At 53.2% G+C, this 21,788-nt stretch carries 22 protein-coding genes; 3 read left to right on the top strand and 19 right to left on the bottom strand.

Annotated elements, in window-relative coordinates:
* Positions 1-158: 158 nt before the first annotated feature.
* On the top strand, positions 159-902 hold the full coding sequence (locus OI69_RS03950) for a 4'-phosphopantetheinyl transferase family protein (protein WP_039346439.1): 744 nt from the start codon (positions 159-161) through the stop codon (positions 900-902).
* Between the two features lie 40 nt (positions 903-942).
* On the opposite strand, the gene OI69_RS03945 is transcribed toward OI69_RS03950, so the two are convergent.
* Entirely contained in the window at positions 943-2,280 is a 1,338-nt protein-coding gene (locus tag OI69_RS03945) for an NCS2 family permease (protein WP_039346436.1), read from the bottom strand.
* A gap of 369 nt (positions 2,281-2,649) precedes the next feature.
* Between OI69_RS03945 and yieH the strand changes: the two genes are divergently transcribed.
* Complete coding sequence (gene yieH / locus OI69_RS03940) at positions 2,650-3,321, top strand: 6-phosphogluconate phosphatase (protein ID WP_039346433.1); 672 nt, start codon at positions 2,650-2,652, stop codon at positions 3,319-3,321.
* Between the two features lie 175 nt (positions 3,322-3,496).
* Here yieH and OI69_RS03935 read toward each other — a convergent pair whose 3' ends face one another.
* From OI69_RS03935 to OI69_RS03920, 4 genes are all read right to left on the bottom strand, one after another.
* Positions 3,497-4,225 carry an amino acid ABC transporter permease gene (locus tag OI69_RS03935; protein WP_039346430.1) on the bottom strand — a complete coding sequence of 243 codons (729 nt, stop codon included), beginning with the start codon at positions 4,223-4,225 and terminating at the stop codon, positions 3,497-3,499.
* Between the two features lies 1 nt (position 4,226).
* Positions 4,227-4,970 (bottom strand): amino acid ABC transporter permease, encoded by a 744-nt coding sequence (locus OI69_RS03930; protein ID WP_039346427.1) that lies wholly within the window; start codon positions 4,968-4,970, stop codon positions 4,227-4,229.
* Positions 4,971-5,065: 95 nt separating this feature from the next.
* On the bottom strand, positions 5,066-5,902 hold the full coding sequence (locus OI69_RS03925) for an ABC transporter substrate-binding protein (protein WP_039346424.1): 837 nt from the start codon (positions 5,900-5,902) through the stop codon (positions 5,066-5,068).
* Positions 5,903-6,026: 124 nt separating this feature from the next.
* Positions 6,027-7,211, bottom strand: a complete 1,185-nt coding sequence (locus OI69_RS03920) for a benzoate/H(+) symporter BenE family transporter (RefSeq protein ID WP_039346421.1) — start codon at positions 7,209-7,211, stop codon at positions 6,027-6,029.
* A gap of 94 nt (positions 7,212-7,305) precedes the next feature.
* Here OI69_RS03920 and OI69_RS03915 point away from each other — a divergent pair, with 94 nt between their 5' ends.
* Positions 7,306-7,893 carry a helix-turn-helix domain-containing protein gene (locus tag OI69_RS03915; RefSeq protein ID WP_039346418.1) on the top strand — a complete coding sequence of 196 codons (588 nt, stop codon included), beginning with the start codon at positions 7,306-7,308 and terminating at the stop codon, positions 7,891-7,893.
* Between the two features lie 95 nt (positions 7,894-7,988).
* Here OI69_RS03915 and phoU read toward each other — a convergent pair whose 3' ends face one another.
* The 14 genes from phoU to OI69_RS03845 form a co-directional block, all read right to left on the bottom strand.
* On the bottom strand, positions 7,989-8,717 hold the full coding sequence (gene phoU, locus OI69_RS03910) for a phosphate signaling complex protein PhoU (RefSeq protein ID WP_039346415.1): 729 nt from the start codon (positions 8,715-8,717) through the stop codon (positions 7,989-7,991).
* A 13-nt stretch (positions 8,718-8,730) separates the two neighbouring features.
* Complete coding sequence (pstB, locus tag OI69_RS03905; RefSeq protein WP_039346412.1) at positions 8,731-9,507, bottom strand: phosphate ABC transporter ATP-binding protein PstB; 777 nt, start codon at positions 9,505-9,507, stop codon at positions 8,731-8,733.
* Positions 9,508-9,610: 103 nt separating this feature from the next.
* Positions 9,611-10,498: a phosphate ABC transporter permease PstA gene (gene pstA / locus OI69_RS03900; protein WP_039346408.1), complete on the bottom strand. Its 888-nt coding sequence runs from the start codon at positions 10,496-10,498 to the stop codon at positions 9,611-9,613.
* A complete protein-coding gene (pstC, locus tag OI69_RS03895) occupies positions 10,498-11,457 on the bottom strand; it encodes a phosphate ABC transporter permease PstC (RefSeq protein ID WP_010681439.1) in 960 nt (319 codons plus the stop codon). The genes pstA and pstC overlap by 1 nt, the downstream gene beginning before the upstream one ends.
* Before the next feature lie 112 nt (positions 11,458-11,569).
* Positions 11,570-12,610, bottom strand: coding sequence for a phosphate ABC transporter substrate-binding protein PstS (gene pstS, locus OI69_RS03890; RefSeq protein WP_039346405.1), 1,041 nt, complete (start codon positions 12,608-12,610; stop codon positions 11,570-11,572).
* Between the two features lie 210 nt (positions 12,611-12,820).
* Positions 12,821-14,242 (bottom strand): DUF4026 domain-containing protein, encoded by a 1,422-nt coding sequence (locus OI69_RS03885; protein WP_039346402.1) that lies wholly within the window; start codon positions 14,240-14,242, stop codon positions 12,821-12,823.
* Positions 14,243-14,269: 27 nt separating this feature from the next.
* A complete protein-coding gene (locus tag OI69_RS03880; RefSeq protein WP_039346399.1) occupies positions 14,270-15,496 on the bottom strand; it encodes a beta-ketoacyl-ACP synthase in 1,227 nt (408 codons plus the stop codon).
* Positions 15,496-16,227, bottom strand: coding sequence for a 3-ketoacyl-ACP reductase FabG2 (locus OI69_RS03875; RefSeq protein ID WP_039346396.1), 732 nt, complete (start codon positions 16,225-16,227; stop codon positions 15,496-15,498). Before OI69_RS03875 ends, OI69_RS03880 begins: the two co-directional genes overlap by 1 nt.
* A gap of 37 nt (positions 16,228-16,264) precedes the next feature.
* Positions 16,265-16,747: a hotdog family protein gene (locus OI69_RS03870; protein ID WP_039346394.1), complete on the bottom strand. Its 483-nt coding sequence runs from the start codon at positions 16,745-16,747 to the stop codon at positions 16,265-16,267.
* Positions 16,740-17,897, bottom strand: coding sequence for a beta-ketoacyl-[acyl-carrier-protein] synthase family protein (locus OI69_RS03865; protein WP_039346390.1), 1,158 nt, complete (start codon positions 17,895-17,897; stop codon positions 16,740-16,742). Before OI69_RS03865 ends, OI69_RS03870 begins: the two co-directional genes overlap by 8 nt.
* A 1-nt stretch (position 17,898) precedes the next feature.
* Positions 17,899-18,474, bottom strand: a complete 576-nt coding sequence (locus OI69_RS03860) for a DUF3261 domain-containing protein (protein ID WP_039346387.1) — start codon at positions 18,472-18,474, stop codon at positions 17,899-17,901.
* Positions 18,471-20,792 (bottom strand): MMPL family transporter, encoded by a 2,322-nt coding sequence (locus OI69_RS03855; protein ID WP_039346384.1) that lies wholly within the window; start codon positions 20,790-20,792, stop codon positions 18,471-18,473. The genes OI69_RS03860 and OI69_RS03855 overlap by 4 nt, the downstream gene beginning before the upstream one ends.
* Positions 20,764-21,369 carry a LolA family protein gene (locus OI69_RS03850; RefSeq protein ID WP_039346381.1) on the bottom strand — a complete coding sequence of 202 codons (606 nt, stop codon included), beginning with the start codon at positions 21,367-21,369 and terminating at the stop codon, positions 20,764-20,766. The genes OI69_RS03855 and OI69_RS03850 overlap by 29 nt, the downstream gene beginning before the upstream one ends.
* A complete protein-coding gene (locus OI69_RS03845) occupies positions 21,366-21,788 on the bottom strand; it encodes an acyl-CoA thioesterase (protein ID WP_039346580.1) in 423 nt (140 codons plus the stop codon). Before OI69_RS03845 ends, OI69_RS03850 begins: the two co-directional genes overlap by 4 nt.

Raw genomic sequence — 21,788 nt, 5'->3', positions numbered from 1 at the left:
AAAGTACACGAGGCAGAAAATTCATTGTGTCTTAATTAATAATTATCGCCGATTTATCCATCGATTTTTATTTAGATCACATATTAGTCTGATAATATAAATATGTATCAGTAATACCTGATAGGTTCCCATCTTTTATCACGATCATGGAGTGAACAATGACCTGCCATTTTGTCAGGTGGACAAGCACGGAAGCGCTTCCTGACTTACAAAGGTTGCCTGATAGGCTCATCTCATCAACACAGGGTTTTTCAGCCAAACGCAGCGAGCGTTATCTGAAAAGTCGAGTGCTGCTGGCTGAGATGATGTTCTATTTTTTCGGCTATCCGCTGTTACCCACGCTACAGGTGTCTCCTGAAGGGCGTCCTTATTTTGCCGATCCTAATATGCCCAATTTCAGCATCGGCTATGCGGGCAATACCATCGCCATTCTCCTGAGCGAAGAAGGAAGCGTAGGTATGGATATCGAAATCGTTCATCTCAGGCCTATGACTCAGGTCGCCCCACAGATGCGGGCACAGACTCAGGCCGAACAGGCATGGATTGATGCTCAACGCGATCCGCTGGAAGCCGCTACGCAGCTCTGCACCATCCGCCAGTCATTAATGAAAATCCCAGGCGTAAAAAGTAATCCGCCCAATAACCTGAAACTCCACCCCGCTTCTGGCAAGCTGCGTGCCCCCTGTATTCCCGCGGTAGAAGTCATGAGCGATGTCGATGATTATCTTGCCTGGGCATGCGCCCACATTCCCACACTTAATCGATTAGTCATGTGGAAATACACGTCGGCATCGGGTATGAAAAAATCGGGGGAAATTCTACAGCAGCAGCGCCAGCCTGTACGCTATATGAAATTAACCAGCCATACGCTAGAAAAAGCGACCTCTACTGCGTCGCAGTAGCAAGCCGTGGCTCCGGGGAAAACCCGGAGCCACGAACGGATTAATGCCCGTCGATGAACACGATTTTCAGCAGGAACAACAATGCAACCACGATCACACACGGGCTGATTTCACGCCAGCGTCCCGTGGCCAACTTCATCACACAGTAAGAGATAAAGCCCAGCGCGATCCCTTCAGTAATAGAGAAGCTGAACGGCATCATCACGGCGGTGATAAAAGCCGGTACGGCTTCCGTCAGGTCATCCCACTTCACGCGCGCCAGACTGGACGTCATCAATACGCCCACGTAAATCAGCGCGCCAGCCGCCGCATAGGCTGGCACCATCCCTGCCAACGGTGACAGGAAGATCACCAGTAGGAATAGCAGCCCCACTACCACGGCGGTCAGACCGGTACGTCCCCCTACTGATACGCCAGAAGAGCTTTCAATATACGCCGTCACGGAAGATGTCCCGATAAACGATCCCGCCACAGAGCTAACGCTATCAACATACAGCGCCTGCTTCATGCGCGGGAACTTACCGCGCGCATCCACCAGCCCGGCTTTATCCGTTACGCCGATCAACGTACCAGACGAATCAAACAGGTTTACCAGCATGAAGGAGAAAATGATGCCGGACATTCCCAGATTAAGCGCCCCAGCCAGATCCACTTGCCCCACCACGGACATGACGCTCGGCGGCATAGAGAACACGCCAGCAAACTTCACATCACCCAGCAGCAGGCCAATGGAGGTAGTGACAACGATGGAGATCAGGACCGCCGCGTGGATATTACGTGAGGCCAGCGCCACAATAATGAAAAAGCCCAGCGCCCCCAACAGCACGCTGTGTGACGTCAGATTACCAATCGTCACCAGCGTTTCAGGGTTAGGAACAATAATGCCCGCATTTTTTAAGCCCATCATGGCGATGAACAGCCCGATACCGCTGGCAATACCTAAACGCAGGCTAAGCGGGATATTGGCGATCATCCAATAGCGAATCTGGAAGATGGTCAGCAGCAGGAAACCGATTGCGCCCCAGAAAATAGCGCCCATCGCAACCTGCCATGGCAGCCCCATAGCACCGACGACGACAAACGCGAAAAACGCATTCAGCCCCATAGCCGGAGCCAGCGCCACAGGCAGGTTAGCCAGCAGCCCCATTAAGATACTGCCGAACGCCGCAATCAGGCAGGTGGTCACAAATACCGCTTTGGTATCCATCCCCGCCACGCCCAGGATCTGCGGGTTAACAAATACGATGTAGACCATCGTCAAAAACGTTGTGAAACCGGCAATCGTTTCCGTACGTGCTGTCGTACCGTGTTGTTTAAGTTTAAACACACGTTCCAGCAGGCCTTGCTCGGTAGCAGGACCGGGTTGTGATTTATTCATGCGTAACAATCCAAAGAAGGGAATAACTGTCGTCGGGTATCCTATAACAAAACACGGCGTTTTTACGTCGATTCCACGCTTTTTTTCATCGAATAAGAAGAACCTATTAACGTCATCGTTTTCTCTCGGTTAAATCCCCCTGATTTTATGCAAGATAGCGCTAAACATAGCTTTGTAGGTCGCAATATCGGGTCAATTGGTTAAAGTAGGGTTATCCGCTTAATGCTGCTCACTTAAGCCTATTATTAGGAGAAACACGGGGATGAGGTTCCCGCAGGGAAGCCTCGCACCGTGGTCGTTCCGTGTATCTCGGTTCTTAAACAGCCAGCATTAGGGTATCTGCTTTTATTTTATCGATAAGGATTGGTCATGCCCCGTATTGAATGCGTCTTCTTCGACTGTGATGGCACGTTAGTTGATAGCGAAGTGCTGTGTTGTCAGGCTTATGTGAATATCTTCATCCCCTATGGGCTGAATTTATCGCTGGAGGAGGTGATAAAAACCTACAAGGGCGTGAAGCTGTACGAAATTATTGCTCGTATCAGCCAGCAGCATGGTTTAACCGTATCGGTAGAAGACGCGGAGCGTCATTTCCGCCAAGAAGTGAAGCGTCTGTTCGATGAGTCTCTGCAACCTATCGAGGGCGCGCGTAAGCTAGTGCAGTCTATCACCGTCCCGATGGCCGTGGTGTCCAACGGCCCGGTCAGTAAGATGCAGCACTCGCTCGGCCTGACACAGATGCTCGATCTGTTTGGCGACCATCTCTATAGCGGCTACGATCTGAAAAAATGGAAGCCCGATCCGGCTGTGCTGTATCACGCGGCCGAGCAGTTACAGATCCCCATTGAGCACTGCATTCTGGTGGAAGATTCCGCGGCGGGCGTGCAGGCTGGCATCGCGGCGGGTATCCCGGTGTTCTATTACTGTGCCGATCCTCACAACCAGCCCATCCATCACCCGCTGGTCACGATGTTCGATGATATACGCGAACTGCCGCAGATCTGGCGTGAAAAAGGCTGGAATATCACTGCACAGGAATAAACCACAAAAAGGCTGGTTTAAGGTTGCCGAGCGGGAGTAACGGATAGATCGTAAAGACGCTGCAAGTACATCCATGTAAGCTCGGCTTGCGCCATCCATGGCGCAAACGCTTTACTCTTCTATTCCGTTAATCCCGTTTTCGTTCTGCAAATAGGTTTGTCGGCAATCTGCATTCTCAGGCTGGCTTATTCCGCCACCACAGCAAACGGCGCTTCGGCTGCTTTTCCTGCGGGTTAAAACGGGCGTTAATCCCGTTAGCCAGCAGTTCCAGCGACAGGCAAAACACAAAGTAGACCAGCGCGACAAACAGGAAAACCTCCATCGGGTAGACCATGCTGCGGTTATTGACCTGCGTGGCGAGAAACGTCAGTTCGCCAACGCCAACAATGTAGGCCAGCGAAGTGTCTTTAATCAGGGAAATCCACTGGTTAATGAAGGAAGGCACCATCATCCGCAATGCCTGCGGCAGGACTATCTGCCACAACACCTGCCAGCGGCTTAGCCCCAGCGAGAGTCCAGCCTGCCACTGACCGCGCCCGATGGCGACAATGCCCGCCTTCACCGCGTGTGCCAGATAGGCCGAGGCGATCAGCGCCAGCGCGCATACCACGGTGGTGATTTCAGGGATATCGACACCAAAAACGATTGGCAATAGAAAATACGTCCAAAAAATCAGCATGATGACAGGGATCGCACGGAAGAATCCCAGCAGCATCGCCAACAGCGCACTCCAAACGCCCCGAGACATCGCCAGCGCCACGCCCAAAATTGTCCCCAGAACGGCAGAAGCGATACCCGCCAGCAGGCTCATCACCAGCGTCAGCGCCGCGCCACCCAGCGGGCCATCCGGGAACGTGCCCCACATCAAATAGCCGAGATTATCGGTGATAACGGTAAAATCCATCTCAATGTTTCTCCGCCAGACGGCGCTGCTGACGCCACATGCCCCAGCCTTCCATCACGGCAATAATCACGATGTACAACACCGTCGCTACGCCAAACGCCTGAAACGTGCGTAAGGTTTCCGTTTCCACCTGACGCGAGGCGTAAGACAATTCAGCGACACCAATCGCCATCGTCAGCGACGAGTTCTTAATGATATTCATGTATTGCCCCAGCAGCGGCGGCAGGGCGATTTTTAATGCCTGCGGCAGCACCACATAGCGCATGGATTGCCAGCCGGTTAACCCCAGAGCATGCGCCGCGTACTTCTGCCCGCGCGCCACACCGCGAATACCAGAGCGAATCTCTTCGGCAATAAACGCGCAGGAATAGAGCGTCAGCCCAGCCAACCCCGCCAGAAATTCAAAAGAGGGCCACGCGAATGTCATGCCCAATAGAGAAATAGCATGGGGAGTGTTCAGCCACTGCATCATCGCTGAAGGAAACAGTTGTCCAGCACCGAAATACCAGAAAAATAGCTGCACCAACAGCGGCGTATTACGAAATAGCGAGCTGTAAGCGACCACGACGCCGCTCAGCACCCGAATCTGGCTGTCTCTGGCTGCCGCCAGCAAAAAACCCAACAGCGTAGACAGGACGATAGCACTAAGGGAAATCCCCAGTGTGATCAGAAAGCCGTGCCATAGCCAGATGAGATACTGAGGCGCCAACAGCCACGACTCAAGCGAGTGCAGCACCGTATCCATACGTTTTCTCTCTCTTTGTCATTATTCTGAGACATAAATAGAAATGCCCTCTGCGAGGCAGAGGGCGGGGATCGTCGCACTGAAGGTATCAGCGATCAGGATTTCGGTTGCTGATCCAACGGGGCAAAGGTGAAGTCGCCACGCGGTTGAGCCGATTTCGTGTTTGGCCCAAACCAGCGGTCATAGAAGGTCTTCGCTTCGCCCTGTTTTTCCAGATTAATCAGCGTCTCGTTAATTTTTGCCGTCAGGCGCTCTTCACCCTTCGGAATCCCGATCCCCTGATACTCTTTGGTGATGCTGAACGGAGAAATTTCAAACTCCGCCTTCTGGGCATCAGGTACGTTAGCCAACAGGCCGACCAGCTTGGCGTCATCCTGCGTGATGGCCTGCACGTTGCCGTTACGCAACGCGGCGAAGGCCAGCGGCGTATCGTCGTAGGAAATCACTTTGGCGGTTGGATAATGCTCACGCAGGGTAATTTCCTGTACGGTGCCTTTATCCGCACCGATGCGCAGCGTTTTAATGTCTTCCGGCGTTTTCAGCACGCCTTTACGGGCGATGAATTTTTGTCCGGTAGCGAAATAAGGAATACTGAAGTTAACCTGCTTGGCACGCTCATCGGTGATGGTGAAGTTCGCAGCGATCAGGTCAACTTTCTGCGAACTTAACAACGGAATACGGTTAGCCGGGTTGGTCGCACGCAGCTCAACCTTCACGCCCAGCGCCTTGCCGATTGCCTCGGCGATATCGACGTCATAACCCACCAGCTTTTTACTCTGTGGATCGACATAGCCAAACGGCGGATTACTGTCGAAAACAGCAATTTTCACCACACCCGCCTTCTGAATATCATCCAGTTTGTCGGCCTGTGCAGCACCGGAAACAGATGCCAAACCAGCCAATAACGTCACTGTCAAAATCTGCTTTTTCATTCCCTGCCCCTTAATTATGCCTTTATTAACCGCAGGCTATCAGCAGGATGAAAACGCGGGAAATAACATAAACAGCTATAATATAACCTGATGTTACTTTGCTATTCTGGCAGATTATCCTGACTCAATGAGCCTTGTTAGCGTAAGCTGAAAGAATAAACCAGGTCATCATCCCACCAATCAGTCCCCAAAATGCCGCCCCGATCCCCCATAGCGTTAACCCTGAGGCGGTAATCAAGAATGTAACCACCGCCGCATCGCGCTGTGCTTCATCCAGTAACGCGCGATACAAGCTGCCTGAAATGGTGCTCAGCAGTGCCAGACCTGCGATAGCATGAATCAATGGCTGCGGTAATGCCGAGAAAAGCTGTCCAATCGATCCACCGAAAACCCCCGCCAGCAGATAAAATCCACCAGCAGCGACAGCGGCAAGGTAGCGTTTCTTCGGATCGGGATGTACATCTGGCCCCATACAGATTGCCGCGGTAATCGCGGCGATACACACGGAAAAGCCACCGAACGGCGTCAATATCATCGCGATTAAGGCGGTAACGGCAATCAGCGGTGAAACGGGAACCTGATAGCCAGCGGCTTTCAGCGTGGCAACGCCCGGCGCGTTCTGCGACGCCATAGTGACAATGAAAAAGGGGATCCCAACGCCCAGCAGAGACGCCCACGAGAAATGTGGCGTAATAAACGCCGGTACGGCGAACACCAGCGGTGAATCAGAGAGCGCAATTTGTCCACGACATAACGCCAGCAGCAAGCCAGCAAGTAGCGTCAGAACGATGGCAAAACGAGGTAGTAGCCGACGGCTGAGCAAATAGGCCACGCACATTGTGAAAGCCAGCCAGAAATCTTGTTGCAGGGAAAGAAAGGCATCCGCACCGAAGCGCAGCAAAATCCCCGCCAGCATCGCAGCAGAAATGGCCTGTGGGATCACATTCATCAGACGGGCAAACAAACCGGTGACGCCACAAATAAAGATAAGCGCGGAGGCAAACAGGAACACGCCAATCGCCTCATTGATCGAAGTACCCGGTAAGCTGGTGACTAACAGTGCTGCCCCCGGCGTTGACCACGCCGCCAGTACCGGCGCACGGTAATACAATGACAGGCTAATGGAGGCCAGTCCCTGGGCGATCCCCAGCATACTTAGCCAGCCACCGATCTGTTCTGCACTGGCACCCGCCGCCGCCGCCGCCTGAAAAATGATGGCGGCCGAACTGGTGTAGCCCACCAGCACCGCAACAAAACCGGCGATGATAGTCGAAAAGGTGACATCTTTTCGCGCAAATGACGCTGACATGGTTTAGTATCCTACCTTTATCGTGCGTTATAACGCACAGAAAACATTAACCTAGCATTGTGCTGCTATAACGCACAAGCAGGAGTCAGCATTGATGTCCGATGAACTTACCAGCCGTATTGGCAATACCTTGAAAACGCTGAGACACGAGAAAGGCTGGAGCCTCACGCGCGCGTCTGAAGAAACGCGCGTGAGTAAAGCGATGCTGGGTCAGATCGAGCGCGGAGAATCCAGTCCGACGGTCGCCACGCTGTGGAAAATTGCGACCGGTATGAATGTGGCGTTTTCCACCTTCATTGAGCCGACGCTCGCGCAGGAAAACGTGACGTATCGCTCAGGCGCGGGGGTAGCATTCAGGGAAAACAAGGCGGGAATGCACGTTGTGCCACTTTTCCCCTTTGACGAAAAACTGCGTTTCGATATGTTGGTTATTGAGCTGGCGGCGGGAGCCAGCAGTGCCTCATCAGCGCATGAGAACGGGGTGATCGAGCATATTATTGTGCTGGAGGGACAACTGGACATTACCGTTGATGGGCAGACGCACAGGTTGTCCGTCGGTGACGCCCTGCGCTTTGCCGCTGACAGAGAGCACCGCTACCACAACCCTGCCGCGACCACAGCGCGCTTCCACGATCTGATTCACTACCCTGACAAAAATAACGCCCTGCAAGCAGAAATGTAGACCGTTTACGGATCGAGATACCGGGGCTACCACGGTGTGAGGCATCCCTGCGGGAACCTCATCACCGTGTTTCCCCTAAATACAAGAAAACGAGCTTACTCTTGCGCTTTATCTTTCTGCGCCAGCAGCTTTTCCAGCGCATCGCCACCGAGGTGACGGAAGTCCTGACCTTTAACAAAATAGAAGATAAATTCGCAGATGTTCTGGCAACGGTCGCCGATGCGCTCGATAGAACGGGCGCAGAACAGTGCAGTCAGCACGCTGGGGATAGTGCGCGTATCTTCCATCATATGCGTCATCAACTGACGCACGATCCCTTCATACTCTTTATCGACTTTTTTATCTTCACGATAAATACGGATCGCTTCTTCCAGATCCATGCGGGCAAAGGCATCCAGCACGTCATGCAGCATCTGTACGGTGTGGCGACCTAATGATTCCAGACTCACCAGCAGCGGCTGATGCTGATGGGAGAATTTCTCCAGCGCAGTGCGACAGATTTTATCCGCCACGTCGCCGATACGCTCCAGTTCAGAAATGGTTTTGATGATCGCCATCACCAGACGGAGATCGCTGGCAGTCGGCTGACGTTTCGCAATAATGCGCACGCAGGCTTCATCAATCGCCACTTCCATCATGTTAACCTTGGCGTCACCTTCAATAACCCGCTGCGCCAGTTCCGCATCCTGATTATGCATGGCGGTAATCGCGTCACTCAGTTGCTGCTCTACCAGCCCGCCCATGGTCAGGACCTGCGTACGGATATGTTCCAGTTCGGCGTTAAACTGACCGGAAATGTGTTTGTTCAGATTCAGATTATCCATGATGCTTTCCTAATCAACCGTAACGGCCGGTGATGTAATCTTCAGTCTGTTTCTGCCGTGGAGCAGTAAACAGGGTATCAGTATCGCTGAATTCAATCAGTTCACCCAAATACATGAACGCCGTATGATCTGAGCAACGTGCCGCCTGCTGCATGTTGTGCGTCACGATAACCACGGTATAGTCTTTTTTCAGCTCGGAGATCAGCTCTTCAATGCGACCGGTAGAAATCGGGTCGAGAGCCGAACAGGGTTCATCCAGCAGCAGAACATCCGGGCGGATCGCAATACCGCGCGCAATACATAAACGCTGCTGCTGACCACCAGACAAGCTATAGCCGCTCTGGTGCAGTTTATCTTTCGTCTCTTGCCACAGCGCCGCTTTGGTTAACGCCCACTGCACACGCTCATCCATATCGGCGCGAGACAGCTTTTCAAACAGGCGAACCCCAAACGCGATGTTATCGTAAATGGACATCGGGAACGGCGTCGGCTTCTGGAATACCATGCCAACCTTGGCGCGCAGCAACGCGATATCTTGTTTATCCGTCAGGATGTTATTGCCATCCAACAGGATATCGCCTTCAGCGCGTTGCTCAGGGTAGAGCTGATACATTTTGTTCAGCGTACGCAGCAGCGTGGATTTCCCACAGCCGGACGGGCCGATAAACGCTGTCACCTGATTCGCGGCAATATCCAGCGTGATGTTTTTCAACGCATGGAATTTTCCATAATAGAAATTCAGATCGCGTACCTGGATTTTGCTGGTCGATGTCTCAGTAGCCATACTCATCAAGACTTCTCTCTTTTACCTGGCGATGACTGGCAACGCCTTGAATTTATTTAGTGTTTTTACGCTAATGACGGTTTTTAGCAAATCAACTGTTTTTAGCAACTCATTGTTTTTTAGCGGAAAAAATAACACGCGCCAGAATATTCAGCAGCAGAACGCACAGCGTAATCAGCAGAACCCCAGCCCAGGCCAACTGTTGCCACTCGATAAACGGACTCATGGCAAACTTGAATATGGTGACCGGCAGGTTAGCAATCGGATGCATCATATCCGTGCTCCAGAACTGATTCGACAGCGACGTAAACAGCAGCGGTGCCGTTTCCCCGGCAATACGCGCAATCGCCAGCAACACTCCGGTGATGATGCCCGATACCGAGGCCTTCAGCGTAATCGCAGAAATCATTTTCCATTTCGGTGTACCCAACGCGTAAGCGGCTTCACGCAGGCTATCCGGCACCAGTTTGAGCATGTTCTCGGTGGTTCGAATCACAATCGGCACCTGTAACAACGCCAGCGCAATCACCCCCGCCCAACCGGAGAAGTGCTGCATCTTCGTGACCACCAGCGTGTAGACAAACAAGCCCACGACGATGGAAGGCGCAGACAGCAAAATGTCGTTGATGAAGCGAATCACTTCAGCGATCCAGGATTTCCGACCGTATTCCGCCAGATAGATACCCGCCATAATGCCCAGCGGCGTCCCCAGCAGCGTTGCCCACAGGATCAGCAAACCGCTCCCGACGATGGCATTCGCCAACCCGCCACCTTCCGTATTCGGCGGCGGCGTCATCTCGGTAAACAGTGCCAGCGACATGCCATCCACGCCGCGGGTCACGGTAGAGAACAGGATCCAAACCAGCCAGAACAAGCCGAATGCCATGGTGGACATGGATAAAAACAGCGCAATACGGTTCTTCTGGCGACGCCAGGCCTGCATTTTACGTCGCGTACGTGCCAGTTCGGCTTCTTGTTCAATGCCTAATGTTGCCATTAGCGCGCCCCCTCATTTTTCGCCAGACGCATCACCATCAGCTTTGAACACGCCAGAACAATAAAGGTAATCACAAATAGAATCAGTCCCAGCTCCATCAGCGCCGCGGTGTGCAGGCCGGATTCGGCTTCGGCGAATTCGTTTGCCAGTGCAGAGGTAATACTGTTGCCCGGCATATACAGCGATGCGCTGTCGAGCTGGTAGGTGTTACCGATGATAAAGGTGACCGCCATGGTTTCCCCCAAGGCACGCCCCAATCCCAGCATCACCCCGCCGATCACGCCGTTTTTGGTGTAAGGCAGTACGATGCGCCAAATCACTTCCCACGTCGTACAGCCGATGCCGTAGGCCGACTCTTTCATCATCACCGGCGTTTGTTCAAACACATCGCGCATCACCGCCGCAATGTACGGGATAATCATGATGGCCAGAATGACACCCGCCGCCAGAATGCCGATGCCAAACGCCGGGCCGGAGAACAGCGCGCCAACAATCGGAATACCGGACAGAACATTGCCCACAGGCTGTTGGAAGTATTCAGCAAACAGCGGAGCAAAAATGAATAGCCCCCACATGCCGTAAACAATACTGGGGATCGCCGCCAGCAGTTCAATCGCCACGCCGAGCGGGCGTTTCAGCCAGGCGGGTGCCAGTTCGGTCAGAAATAACGCAATCCCGAAACTAATCGGGATGGCAATAATCAGTGCAATCAGTGAGGTCACAATCGTGCCGTAAATCGGCACCAGCGCCCCAAACTGTTCTGCGGGCGCATCCCACTCTTTCGTCCACAGGAAGGCAAAACCGAACTTTTCGATACTGGGCCAGGACGCCACAATCAGGGAAACAATGATGCCTCCCAACAGCAGTAGCGTGACCAGCGCCGCCAGTTTTACCAGCGTGCTGAAAAGGATATCGCCATACTTCCCAGGGGCTTTGATAGTTGGCTTGTACTCCGCCATACGTCTCTCTTTTCGTTTTAACTACATAGTAAAGGCAGAGAAGTTGCTATCACCTCTCTGCCCCGATACGACGTGTTATTCCACTACGTATTTCCAGAATTCACGCACGGGTTTAGTACAGCGCTTTACCGCTGCTGTCTTTGACCTGCGTTTTCCAAGCCGCACGGATTTGTTCAACCACTTCTTTTGGCAGCGTGGCGTAATCCAGCGCCTCGGCTTGCGCACCGCCTTTATTGAACGCCCAGTCAAAGAACTTCAGCACTTCAGCGCCTTGCTCGGGTTTATCCTGCTTGGTATGAACCAGAATGAAGGTCGTTGAGGTGATCGGCCACGCATCCGCGCCTTTCTGGTTGGTCAGATCCTGAGCAAAAGATTTGCTCCAGTCGATCTCTTTAGCCGCGTTACTGAAACTCGCGCCAGTCGGGCTAACCGCCTTGCCATCGGCTGAAATCAGCTTGGTATATGCCAAATTGTTCTGTTTGGCATACGCATATTCTACGTAACCGATAGAACCTGGCAGACGCTGTACGAATGCCGCGATGCCATCGTTACCTTTACCGCCCAGACCGATCGGCCAGTTCACGGTAGAACCGGCACCAATCTTCTCTTTCCACTCCGGGTTCACTTTTGCCAAATAGCTGGTGAAGACGAAAGACGTACCAGAACCGTCAGCACGACGCACCACGGCAATATCCTGATCTGGCAGTTTGGCATTCGGGTTCAGCTTGGTAATTGCCGGGTCGTTCCATTTTTTGATGTTGCCCAGGTAAATATCACCCAGCGTTTTACCATCCAGCGTCAATTCACCTGATTTGATACCAGGAACGTTGACTGCCAACACCACGCCACCGATAACGGTGGGAAACTGGAATAACCCATCCTGTGCTAATTTGTCGTCAGCCAACGGGGCATCAGAAGCACCGAAGTCTACCGTTTTCGCGATAATCTGTTTCACACCGCCAGAAGAACCGATGCCTTGATAGTTAACTTTATGACCGGTTTCTTTTTGATAGGAGTCAGCCCATTTAGCATAAACAGGCGCAGGGAATGTCGCACCGGCACCAGTGAGGTTGGCGGCGGCAACAGCAGAAAATGCAGTCAGAGAAAAGGTTGCCACAACAACACTGGCCAGAGTGGTACGCATCAGTTTCATAATCCCTCCTGTGGGATACTCGACGTGTCGACGTAGAGCCGTTATCAATCAGAGTTGTCAAATCAGAGTGTAGTTTGCAGGAGGAAAAATAGGACAATTCGGTGACAGTAAAATGTACGTAATATGACAGTTTTATGACAATGCGCGAGAAGCGGGAGAATTCAGGGACAACCAGCCAGAACATGCGCCCTGGCTGGTGAAAAACGAGGCTTAGTGAGTCTGGCTATGACTCAGCAATTTGTAAATCGTATCCGGTTTATAGCTGTCACCCTGATAATAAATCGCCCAGTCGGTTACTCTTGAAATATCAATGGAATATACGCCACCTTCCTGCATTTCCTCAACATAGAAAGGGTGATTGATTAGGGTTCCCGTGAGGACACTATCGCGGATTTTTTCCGGCACAAACCACATGTGTTCGCGCTCTTCTCCGTCTTCGCCATGAGGAATACCGCACTTCACCATAAAGCGCCATTCGCTTTCGACAGGCTTAGGGGCTTTTTTGAGAAGCCTGGCTAAAAAGCCTGGCTTAGCCGGTTCGTCACTCATCGAGTAGTTTTTAAACATGTTGACGAAATAGTGCCAGCGTAGCTGCGCTTTACGCGACATCTCTGCCGTTTCCGCATTGGTGCGCCAGAACATGATGGCGTTCTGCTCATCAAACCCTTTAAAAAACGTTTGCAGTACCGGGTTTTCTTCGTTGGTACGGAACAGCATACAGGACGGCCCCTGATGCACCTCATCACGATCGGCGCGATCGCCCAGAAATACGCTTTCCGGCGTTCCTTCCAAATCGTAACGCATGTCTTCCAGAGGCCGCAGTTGGTCAATCGGCGTGGATTGGTTCACATGGCGCAATCCTTCTTCATACGGCAGCGCCACCAGATACTCATAGCCGCTGTCCGTTTGCCCGCACAGAATCGGCTCATTAAAGGTAATTTGCTGATTCTGAATCGCATTGTTAACAAAGCTTCTGAATAGATCCGGGATGCCATAATACGAATTCAGCGTCTCGGGAATAACCAATTCCGCTTCCGTCAGGCCGCAGCGCGCCAGACCATGCGTGTGAAACCAGAATGTCGTTGGTGGATCGTTTTCGGTGTCGTACACAGCATGAATGGTATACAGCGCTTCAATTTCCGGCAGAACATCATCTTCCAACTGAAAATTCAGCCATTCGCGAGTAAATACGTTGCCCGCGGCGGAAATATCGATGCCCAAAAGAAAATCCGGCACCACAGCGCGTAATACGCGCAACTGGTGAACGTAATCTTCCAACGGATTGTCCCCAAAAATACACTCGACCATCACCTCCTGCGTTGCCGCATTCGCCTGCGCCAGCAGTTCAGGGGAAATGGGATCGGTTGAATGCATCGGGGTGATTTGATTCTCGGGATCGCGATCCGACACCTCAAGATAAAACGTCAATTCGCGATCGTGATGACGGCAGGTATAAAAGAACCCGCCTTGCTCGGTATAGCTGACTTCACCCTCGCTAAAAAATGACTGCGCCTCTAACAGGCTTTCCAACAGCGGGTAGCTCATTTCTCTTGAGGAAAAGGCCACCATCGTTGAAGGCACTTTCTCACCCTTTCCTTCGGCGATATCCAAATACTGTTGTTTGTTATTCATCATGATCCCGTTAACGTTCTCAATCCATTATTGCCAACGACGAAAAATCAACGACGTGTTGATACCGCCAAAGGCAAAGTTATTAGACTGAATATAATCCGTCTCAATATGGCGTGGCTCCCCCATGATGTAATCCAGTTCACCACAATCTTCCGCAGGTTGCCGCAAATTAAGCGTGGGGGCAAACCAACCTTCACGCATCATTTCAATACTCATCCACGCTTCAAGTGCGCCGCAGGCACCCAACGTGTGGCCGAAATAGCTTTTTAGCGATGAGATCGGTGTCGATTTACCGAAAACGGCGGCCGTCGCCTGGCTTTCCGCCACATCCCCCCGATCGGTGGCTGTACCATGTGCGCTGATATAGCCCACATCGTTGGGTTGCAAGCCCGCACAGCGCAGCGCACCTTCAATACAAACCTGCATGGTTTCACGCTGGGGCTGCGTGATATGCGCCGCATCACAGTTGGTATAAAACCCGACCAGTTCGGCATAAATCGTCGCACCGCGCGCCAGAGCATGCTCAAGCTCTTCCAGCACTAACGTACCGGCACCTTCGCCGATAACCAGGCCGTCACGGCTCGAATCAAAAGGAGACGGCGTGGTTTCAGGCGCATCGTTGCGTTGACTGGTGGCAAACAGAGTATCGAACACTGCGGCCTCCGACGGGCACAGCTCTTCCGCACCGCCAGCCACCATGACCGTTTGATAACCATGGCGAATCGCTTCCCAGGCATAGCCTATCGCCTGGCTTCCCGACGTACAGGCACTCGACGTCGGGATCACACGACCACGCAGCCCGAAAAACAGCCCGGCATTCACCGCCGTGGTATGCGGCATCATCTGCACATAGGTCGTACCGGTAATATTATTGGTATGCTTTTCTGTCAGCATGGTGGCGAATTCGCTCACCGGCCCCGTGCTCCCCGTTGAGGAGCCGTAAGCAATACCGGTCTCTCCGTTAGTCAACACCGGATGACCAATCAACCCCGCTTGTTCCAGCGCCAGTTCGGTTGCTCGGGTTGCCATCAGAGAGACACGCCCCATCGAGCGGATGCGTTTGCGCGTGTAGTGTTCTGGCAGACTAAAGTGATCAATCGGTGAACCCAACTGGGTATTCAGCCCATCATATACCTGCCATTCAGGCATCTTCCGTATGGCATTGCGACCGGCACGCAAACCGTCAGAGACACGCTCCCAGGATTCACCGAACGCAGTGACGCCGCCCATTCCCGTTACCACCACACGACGCATCACAGCATCCCTCCATTAATAGAAATAACCTGACGTGTCACATAGCTCGCGATATCAGACATCAGATAGCTCGCCAACCCCGCAACTTCTTCCGTCTGCCCCATGCGTTTCATCGGGATCATCTTCATGGCTTCTTCAACGGCCACTGGCTCCATTTGAATCATGCCCGTATCAATCAAACCGGGGGCGATGCAGTTAACGGTAATTTTTCGCTTCGCCAGTTCAATAGCCAGCGCTTTCGTGGCGCCGATAATGCCCGCTTTCGCTGCGCTGTAGTTGACTTGCCCCCGATTCCCCATGATCCCGGAAACAGAAGACAACGTGATAATTCGTCCCCCTTTACGCAGGCCAATCATCGGCATCACACAGGGATGAATGACGTTATAGAAGCTGTCGAGATTGGTGTGAATAACGCTATCCCACGCCTGATCGTCGAGCGCAGGAAAGGCACCGTCGCAGGTGATACCCGCATTGCTGACCACACCGTAGTACGCCCCGTGTCCTTCAATATCCTGTTCGATCACGGTGCGACACGCTTCCCGATCGGCAATATCAAAGCTGACGATACGACCAGTACCCTTTTGTTGCGCAATCTGATTTAAGGTTTCCTGCGCCCCATTTTCATCACGGTGATAATGCACTACCACGGTAAAACCATCCGCCGCCAGACGCCGTGCAATCGCTCGGCCGATCCCTTTACTGGCACCAGTCACTAACACAGAACGCGTCATGCTGGTTCTCCCGGTTTCATCATCGTTTTTCCGGTTGTCATAATAGCTTTCCCTGTTCTAAGAGTGTTTTTAGCTCACATTCATCGGGTTGGTAGGTATTCAGCCGACCGGAGGCATACGTCTCCCCATCAATCGCTATCTCCCCCTCAAAGCTACCGACTTTGTCATCGCGCATTAGCAGCGTGACAGTCACATCCAGCAGGGATCCCTCTGGAAAAATAGCCTGCTTGCAGCGATAACCCCGCCCCCCCAGCAGCATACCGGGGCGCGGCTTCTCATGCAGCCCGCTGATTTGACGCCCGTGCCAACCAGACCATACCCCGATCGTTTGAGCAATAATCTCAATGCCAAACCAGGCAGGCAGATGCCCTTGAGCATTCAGGAACGGCGCTAATATGCCCTCGCGGCTGACAACCACACGACAGTGCGCGTGATCATCATCAATATGAATGACGTCATCCACCAACACCATCGGGGCTGAATGGGGCAAATAACACGCCGCAGACAGATACTCACTCATGGTTCTTCCCCAAAATCAGACACGCATTATTTCCACCAAACGCAAAGGAATTGGACAGGATAACAGGGCGAACAAGCGGCGTAGACTCACAAATCAAACCACATGATGGCAGCGAGGCATCGGGACGACTGCATGAAAAATCCTGCGCGGGCAAAGGAAGATCTCGCGTTAAAAGCAGCCAACAGAGCACGGCCTCACTGATACCTGCTGCGCCTAACGTATGACCCGTGAGATGTTTCGTTGAGCTACAAGGCACGCCATCGCCAAAAACGGTGTGAACCACGCGGGCTTCAATCTGGTCATTCAGGCGCGTAGCCGTACCGTGTAAATTGATATAGCCCACGTCTTCAGGCTGCAAACCCGCTTGAGACAGCGCCATATGCATCGCGCGAATCGCTCCGTCGCCCTCCGGGTGCGGCGCAGACATATGGTGAGCATCAGATGACTCCCCGCAACCCAATACCGCCACGCGATCGGGCTGCGTTCCGAGCAGCATCAGCGCAACGCCTTCACCGATAGTGATGCCGTTACGTTCCTCGCTGAACGGCTGGCAGCGCGTTGAAGAGAGTGATTCAAGGCTGTCGAAGCCATTTAGCGGCATACGGCTCAACGTATCCGCACCGCCGACGATAGCCACATCCACCAGCCCGACATCAATCAATCGTTTACCGCTGATCAGCGCTCTGGCGCTGGAAGAGCAAGCGGTTGATATGGTGTAAGCGGGGCCATCTAATTTCAGATAGGCGGCCAAAAATCGGGAAGGATCGCCAAGTTCCTGCTGCGCGTAGTGATAGGTGGAAAGATTTTCGCTGACATAGCGATCGGCTTCATCTAAACCGGAGGTACTGGTGCCCAAAATCACTGCCACGCGATCGGCGCCATATTGCGCGATAGCCGCGTCCACCTGAGGTCGAATCTGTTCCAGCGCCGCCAGCAAGAGTTGGTTATTACGGCTCTGATGCGCCGCCAATTCCACTGGAATAGCGGGTAATACTGCATCCACCTTCCCTGTCCAACAGGGCTTATCATGCAGCAACCACCCGGTATCAGGGCGCATGCCCGGTGCCTGACCGCTAGCAAGATTATCGGCAATCTCATCCAGATTATTGCCCAGCGCATTCAGCGCTCCGACGGCATTAATGTAAATCATGCTAGCTATCCAGATGTTGAATCACGATGTGATAACCAAATACAAACTGCTGAACGCTCATCGGCACTCGCTGGTTATTCCGCGTCATGTAGCGAATTTCTGTAATCAGCGTGCCGCGATCGTCACGCAACTGTCTTTTATCATCGCTATCCTTTAGCGTCCAACCCGCTGGCAGTTGCGTCTGCCATACGGCGATCGGCCAGTGGCTCAGCATGATATCCGCCAGTACCTGACTGGCTGGTGGCAACTGCGGCAGGACGATGGACTGTTCCGTATGCACCCCTTGCGCATCATACGTGACCTTAAACAGGCGGATGCCAATAGAGGAAAGCCCGACCAGTGAAAGTTGCTTATCATCGGCATTCAGCATCACCAGCAGCGATTGCTGCTTACCCTCAAAAGTTCCCGTCAACAGTTGCTGTTCGTTAACCGATGGGGCAATGGCTGGCGCAGGTAACGTGACTTTTACTCCCGGTTTGAGCCACGCCTGTGGACGATTATCATCATGCTGTTTGCTGGCACAACTGCTTAGCAGCAGCACACCAATAAGCACAAGCCCACGTCGCAATAATGTCATTTTCGTTTCCCTTTTGAATCCGGCAACGCCAGCGGTGCCAGCAAGAAGGCGATAAAAATACCGCTACAAAGCACAATTCCAAAGCTACTGATGGCCTGAGTGCTGCTGAAAACCAACATCCCCAGCGTTAACAGCGCAACGCACATCGCCAGAGTGACCGCCAGCAGCGAGGTCATCGGCGTACCGCGTGGATTACTGAAAAACAGCGTGTAATTGATACCAATCCCCAGCACCAGAACCAGCGCCAGCAATGAAAACAGGTTGAGCGAATGCCCACTCAACGCCAGCACCGCCAGCCCGCCCCCTAGCGACAGCGCCGACGGCACCACATTTAATAACCCACGACGTAGCCCAAGACGAATCACGTAGCTCAGTGCAATCACGACCAGCGCGGCCGTCAGCAACCATCCCAACATGGCGCGATAGAAACCGAACAGAGCATCGAATGTCCCTTTTCTGTCGATCCACTCCACGCCCGGCAGCGTCTTGGCCATCTGTTCCAGCGCAGTGCTATCGCTCACGCCGCTTACCGGAACCAGAACACCGCTTTTCCCATTAGGTAACGTTAGCCACAACAGCCGCCACCCTTCACTGATCGGGCTATTTAGCCAGCGTTCCGGCGTAACAGGCATGGAGCGTACATCCGGCATCGCGACCTCGACACCCGATTCCTTAAGGCGATCGACCACCGCAGGGGCTGCCGAAGCAATAAGCTGGCTATCACGCTGCTGCTGAGCCAGAGAAGAAAGCGGCAGTAACCGATACTGCTTTAGCCACGCCTGTTGCTGTGCGTTACGCAGTTTAGGCGCGAGTTGTTCCAGACGCAGCAATGTCTCCTCCGCGCTATCGCCGTAAACGACAAACCAGGTTTGATCGGCGCTTTGCCCTGTTAATGCCGTCAACTGCCGCTCTTGTTGCATCAAATCCTGCGGCAACGCCTGTAGCTGGGAGATATCATCATTCACGTCCAGTCGCAGCAGCCCCACAACCGAAAGCGCCGCCAGCGCCAGCGGGATACCCAAGCGCACGACACGCTGACGTCGCCATGCAGCCAGCCAGCGCCCCATCAGCACCATCGCGGGAACCGGCCTGACCGGTAGCCCCTTAACCAGAAAAGGATACCAACACACCACCGTCAGACAGGATGCCGTCAATCCGGTCGCTGCGAATACCGCTAGTTGCTGCAAACCGGGGAACGGTGCCAGCGCCATAATCAGATAAGCCACCACCGCCGTTCCCAGCGCGAGCAAAAGGGCTGGCAGGACTTTTTTCAGGCTTTCCAGTGCGGAAACATGACCGCCATGAACCATCCGTTCGGTCAGATAATAGAGCGTATAATCCGCTGAAATCCCGACAATGCTGATACTCATGACCAGCGTCATCAAATGCAGTTCACCGAACAGCAGCAACGTAAAGACTGTGCCTGCCAGCGCACCGATGCCCACCGATAATCCACAGAGCAAGAGCGGGCGCGGTGAACGAAACACAAAGAAGATCAGCAGCAGAACGCCCGCCACGGTGGCGACGCCAAGGGTAGAGACATCCTGTCTGGCCTGTTGGCTGGCATAGTTGCTGAACAGTACTGTCCCGCGTGTTAATACTTCGGCATCAGGAAATGCGGCGTTGAGATCGCGTTCAAGGACACCCAATTTATCAACCAGTTGCTGATTGCGCGCCATGTCAAACGAACCGCCGCTAAGCTCACCGTGCAGAAAGTACCAAGTGCGGCCTTGTGCATCTTTTGCCGTTAACCAGCCTTGTGACAGCCCCAACTGGCTGGCATTTTGCTGCAACGCCAACTGAGATCCGCGCACCAACATCAGGGGATCGTGATTTAGCTCTCTACCGCTCACGCCCGCAAACGCGGAATAAAGCTGTGCCAAGACCCAATCGGCCTGCGCTGCGCCGCCCTTCTCCAGTCGCGCCCGCGTGACGGGATCGACTAAGCCGTTGCGATGTTCAAAAACGAATTTCCCCCAACGCTGCTGCTGTTCGGCATCAATAGGGCCATTGACCTGCTGTAGATCGGGAAGGGCACGCAGGTGTTTCAGCCACCAATCCGCTACCGCGGGTTCCGCCTGCTTGCCCGGTGTGACCAGCCACACCATCTGCCGATCGAGGCGTTGCATAAAGCCTTGCTGTAATTCAGGAGGAAGTGCCCCCATCGACTGCTTGGGCAACAGTGCCAACACGCTACTGTTGATCTGCGCGTTTGGTAGCAGCAGCGTCAGCGCCGCGATCAGCGCAACGCAGCAGATCATCCAAACCCGCGATGCGCGACGAATGCCGTCAGAAAACGAAGCGCTGACGTTCATCATCACTCAGTTCTCGTGGTGCGATCCGCTGATTACTCAGGGTAATTCGGGTCATGTCACCTTGGCGGTCATCCAGCGCAATACCGTCAAGAAATTCACCGCCGTTCAGCGTAATGGTGTTGAACAGTTTATCTAACGGCGACGTTTTCGGTGTCAGCACTAGTCTCCACTGCTGCTTGCCAAGATCGGTAAAATTAATGGAAAAATTCTGCTCTAATACGTGACGATCGGCCTGAAACAGGGCGCGTAGCAGGTGGTTAAATTGAAACATCTGCGGGTTGCTTTCAGCCGTGACGATCTGCGGCGCTTGTCCATTCATCACCTGAACCATGCGCGTTTCGTCCAATACCATCGTCAACGGAAACGGCGCAGCCTGGTGCCACCACAACCCTTTATCCTGCGCGATCAGCAGTTGCCCACCGGATTTAAGCGGCTTTGCCATGCCTTTTATTTCACGCAGTTGAGTGAAATCGGCTCGCACCACCGGTTGGCTACTGAATCGCTGCTGTAAATCATCCAGCGTGACAGCCTGCGCCACACCGCTCAATAACATAAAAACCGCGACAATGAGTCGTTTCATGGCGTCACTCCAAGGCGCTCAAACAAAATAGGGGGAGAAACAAAACTCAGCTCACGGCAGCCTTCCTGTACCGCGACCTGAATCGTATAGCCAGTCGTTGTGCGTTGGCCGTTTTCAGCATCGAAAATCTGGTAGGCGATACGCAAACGATTCTCGATCTCCTCGATAGTGGCGCGTATGCGTATACGCTGCTCGTAAGTCAGCGCCGCACGGTATTTCACCCGCGTATCCACGACAGGCCACACATAGCCCGATGCCTGCATTTCGCGGTAGCCATAGTTAAATTTGCTGAGCAGTGCCTCACGCGCCACTTCAAAAAAACGAAAATAGTTACCGTGCCATACCACGCCCATCGGATCGCAGTCATGGAAAGATACCGTCAGTTCAACCTCATGGCTTAAGCGGGGATCGTTTACCAC

Origin of the sequence: Pectobacterium fontis (assembly GCF_000803215.1) — a bacterium.
GTDB lineage: Bacteria > Pseudomonadota > Gammaproteobacteria > Enterobacterales > Enterobacteriaceae > Pectobacterium > Pectobacterium fontis.
Note: the sequence above shows the minus strand (reverse complement) of the source record. Positions and strands in the feature narration are given on the sequence as shown.

Excerpts from the sequence above, each read along its gene's own strand:
- OI69_RS03950 (WP_039346439.1), top strand. The coding sequence starts at position 159 with ATGACCTGCCATTTTGTCAGGTGGACAAGCACGGAAGCGCTTCCTGAC.
- OI69_RS03945 (WP_039346436.1), bottom strand. The coding sequence starts at position 2,280 with ATGAATAAATCACAACCCGGTCCTGCTACCGAGCAAGGCCTGCTGGAA.
- yieH (WP_039346433.1), top strand. The coding sequence starts at position 2,650 with ATGCCCCGTATTGAATGCGTCTTCTTCGACTGTGATGGCACGTTAGTT.
- OI69_RS03935 (WP_039346430.1), bottom strand. The coding sequence starts at position 4,225 with ATGGATTTTACCGTTATCACCGATAATCTCGGCTATTTGATGTGGGGC.
- OI69_RS03930 (WP_039346427.1), bottom strand. The coding sequence starts at position 4,970 with ATGGATACGGTGCTGCACTCGCTTGAGTCGTGGCTGTTGGCGCCTCAG.
- OI69_RS03925 (WP_039346424.1), bottom strand. The coding sequence starts at position 5,902 with ATGAAAAAGCAGATTTTGACAGTGACGTTATTGGCTGGTTTGGCATCT.
- OI69_RS03920 (WP_039346421.1), bottom strand. The coding sequence starts at position 7,211 with ATGTCAGCGTCATTTGCGCGAAAAGATGTCACCTTTTCGACTATCATC.
- OI69_RS03915 (WP_039346418.1), top strand. The coding sequence starts at position 7,306 with ATGTCCGATGAACTTACCAGCCGTATTGGCAATACCTTGAAAACGCTG.
- phoU (WP_039346415.1), bottom strand. The coding sequence starts at position 8,717 with ATGGATAATCTGAATCTGAACAAACACATTTCCGGTCAGTTTAACGCC.
- pstB (WP_039346412.1), bottom strand. The coding sequence starts at position 9,507 with ATGAGTATGGCTACTGAGACATCGACCAGCAAAATCCAGGTACGCGAT.
- pstA (WP_039346408.1), bottom strand. The coding sequence starts at position 10,498 with ATGGCAACATTAGGCATTGAACAAGAAGCCGAACTGGCACGTACGCGA.
- pstC (WP_010681439.1), bottom strand. The coding sequence starts at position 11,457 with ATGGCGGAGTACAAGCCAACTATCAAAGCCCCTGGGAAGTATGGCGAT.
- pstS (WP_039346405.1), bottom strand. The coding sequence starts at position 12,610 with ATGAAACTGATGCGTACCACTCTGGCCAGTGTTGTTGTGGCAACCTTT.
- OI69_RS03885 (WP_039346402.1), bottom strand. The coding sequence starts at position 14,242 with ATGAATAACAAACAACAGTATTTGGATATCGCCGAAGGAAAGGGTGAG.
- OI69_RS03880 (WP_039346399.1), bottom strand. The coding sequence starts at position 15,496 with ATGCGTCGTGTGGTGGTAACGGGAATGGGCGGCGTCACTGCGTTCGGT.
- OI69_RS03875 (WP_039346396.1), bottom strand. The coding sequence starts at position 16,227 with ATGACGCGTTCTGTGTTAGTGACTGGTGCCAGTAAAGGGATCGGCCGA.
- OI69_RS03870 (WP_039346394.1), bottom strand. The coding sequence starts at position 16,747 with ATGAGTGAGTATCTGTCTGCGGCGTGTTATTTGCCCCATTCAGCCCCG.
- OI69_RS03865 (WP_039346390.1), bottom strand. The coding sequence starts at position 17,897 with ATGATTTACATTAATGCCGTCGGAGCGCTGAATGCGCTGGGCAATAAT.
- OI69_RS03860 (WP_039346387.1), bottom strand. The coding sequence starts at position 18,474 with ATGACATTATTGCGACGTGGGCTTGTGCTTATTGGTGTGCTGCTGCTA.
- OI69_RS03855 (WP_039346384.1), bottom strand. The coding sequence starts at position 20,792 with ATGATGAACGTCAGCGCTTCGTTTTCTGACGGCATTCGTCGCGCATCG.
- OI69_RS03850 (WP_039346381.1), bottom strand. The coding sequence starts at position 21,369 with ATGAAACGACTCATTGTCGCGGTTTTTATGTTATTGAGCGGTGTGGCG.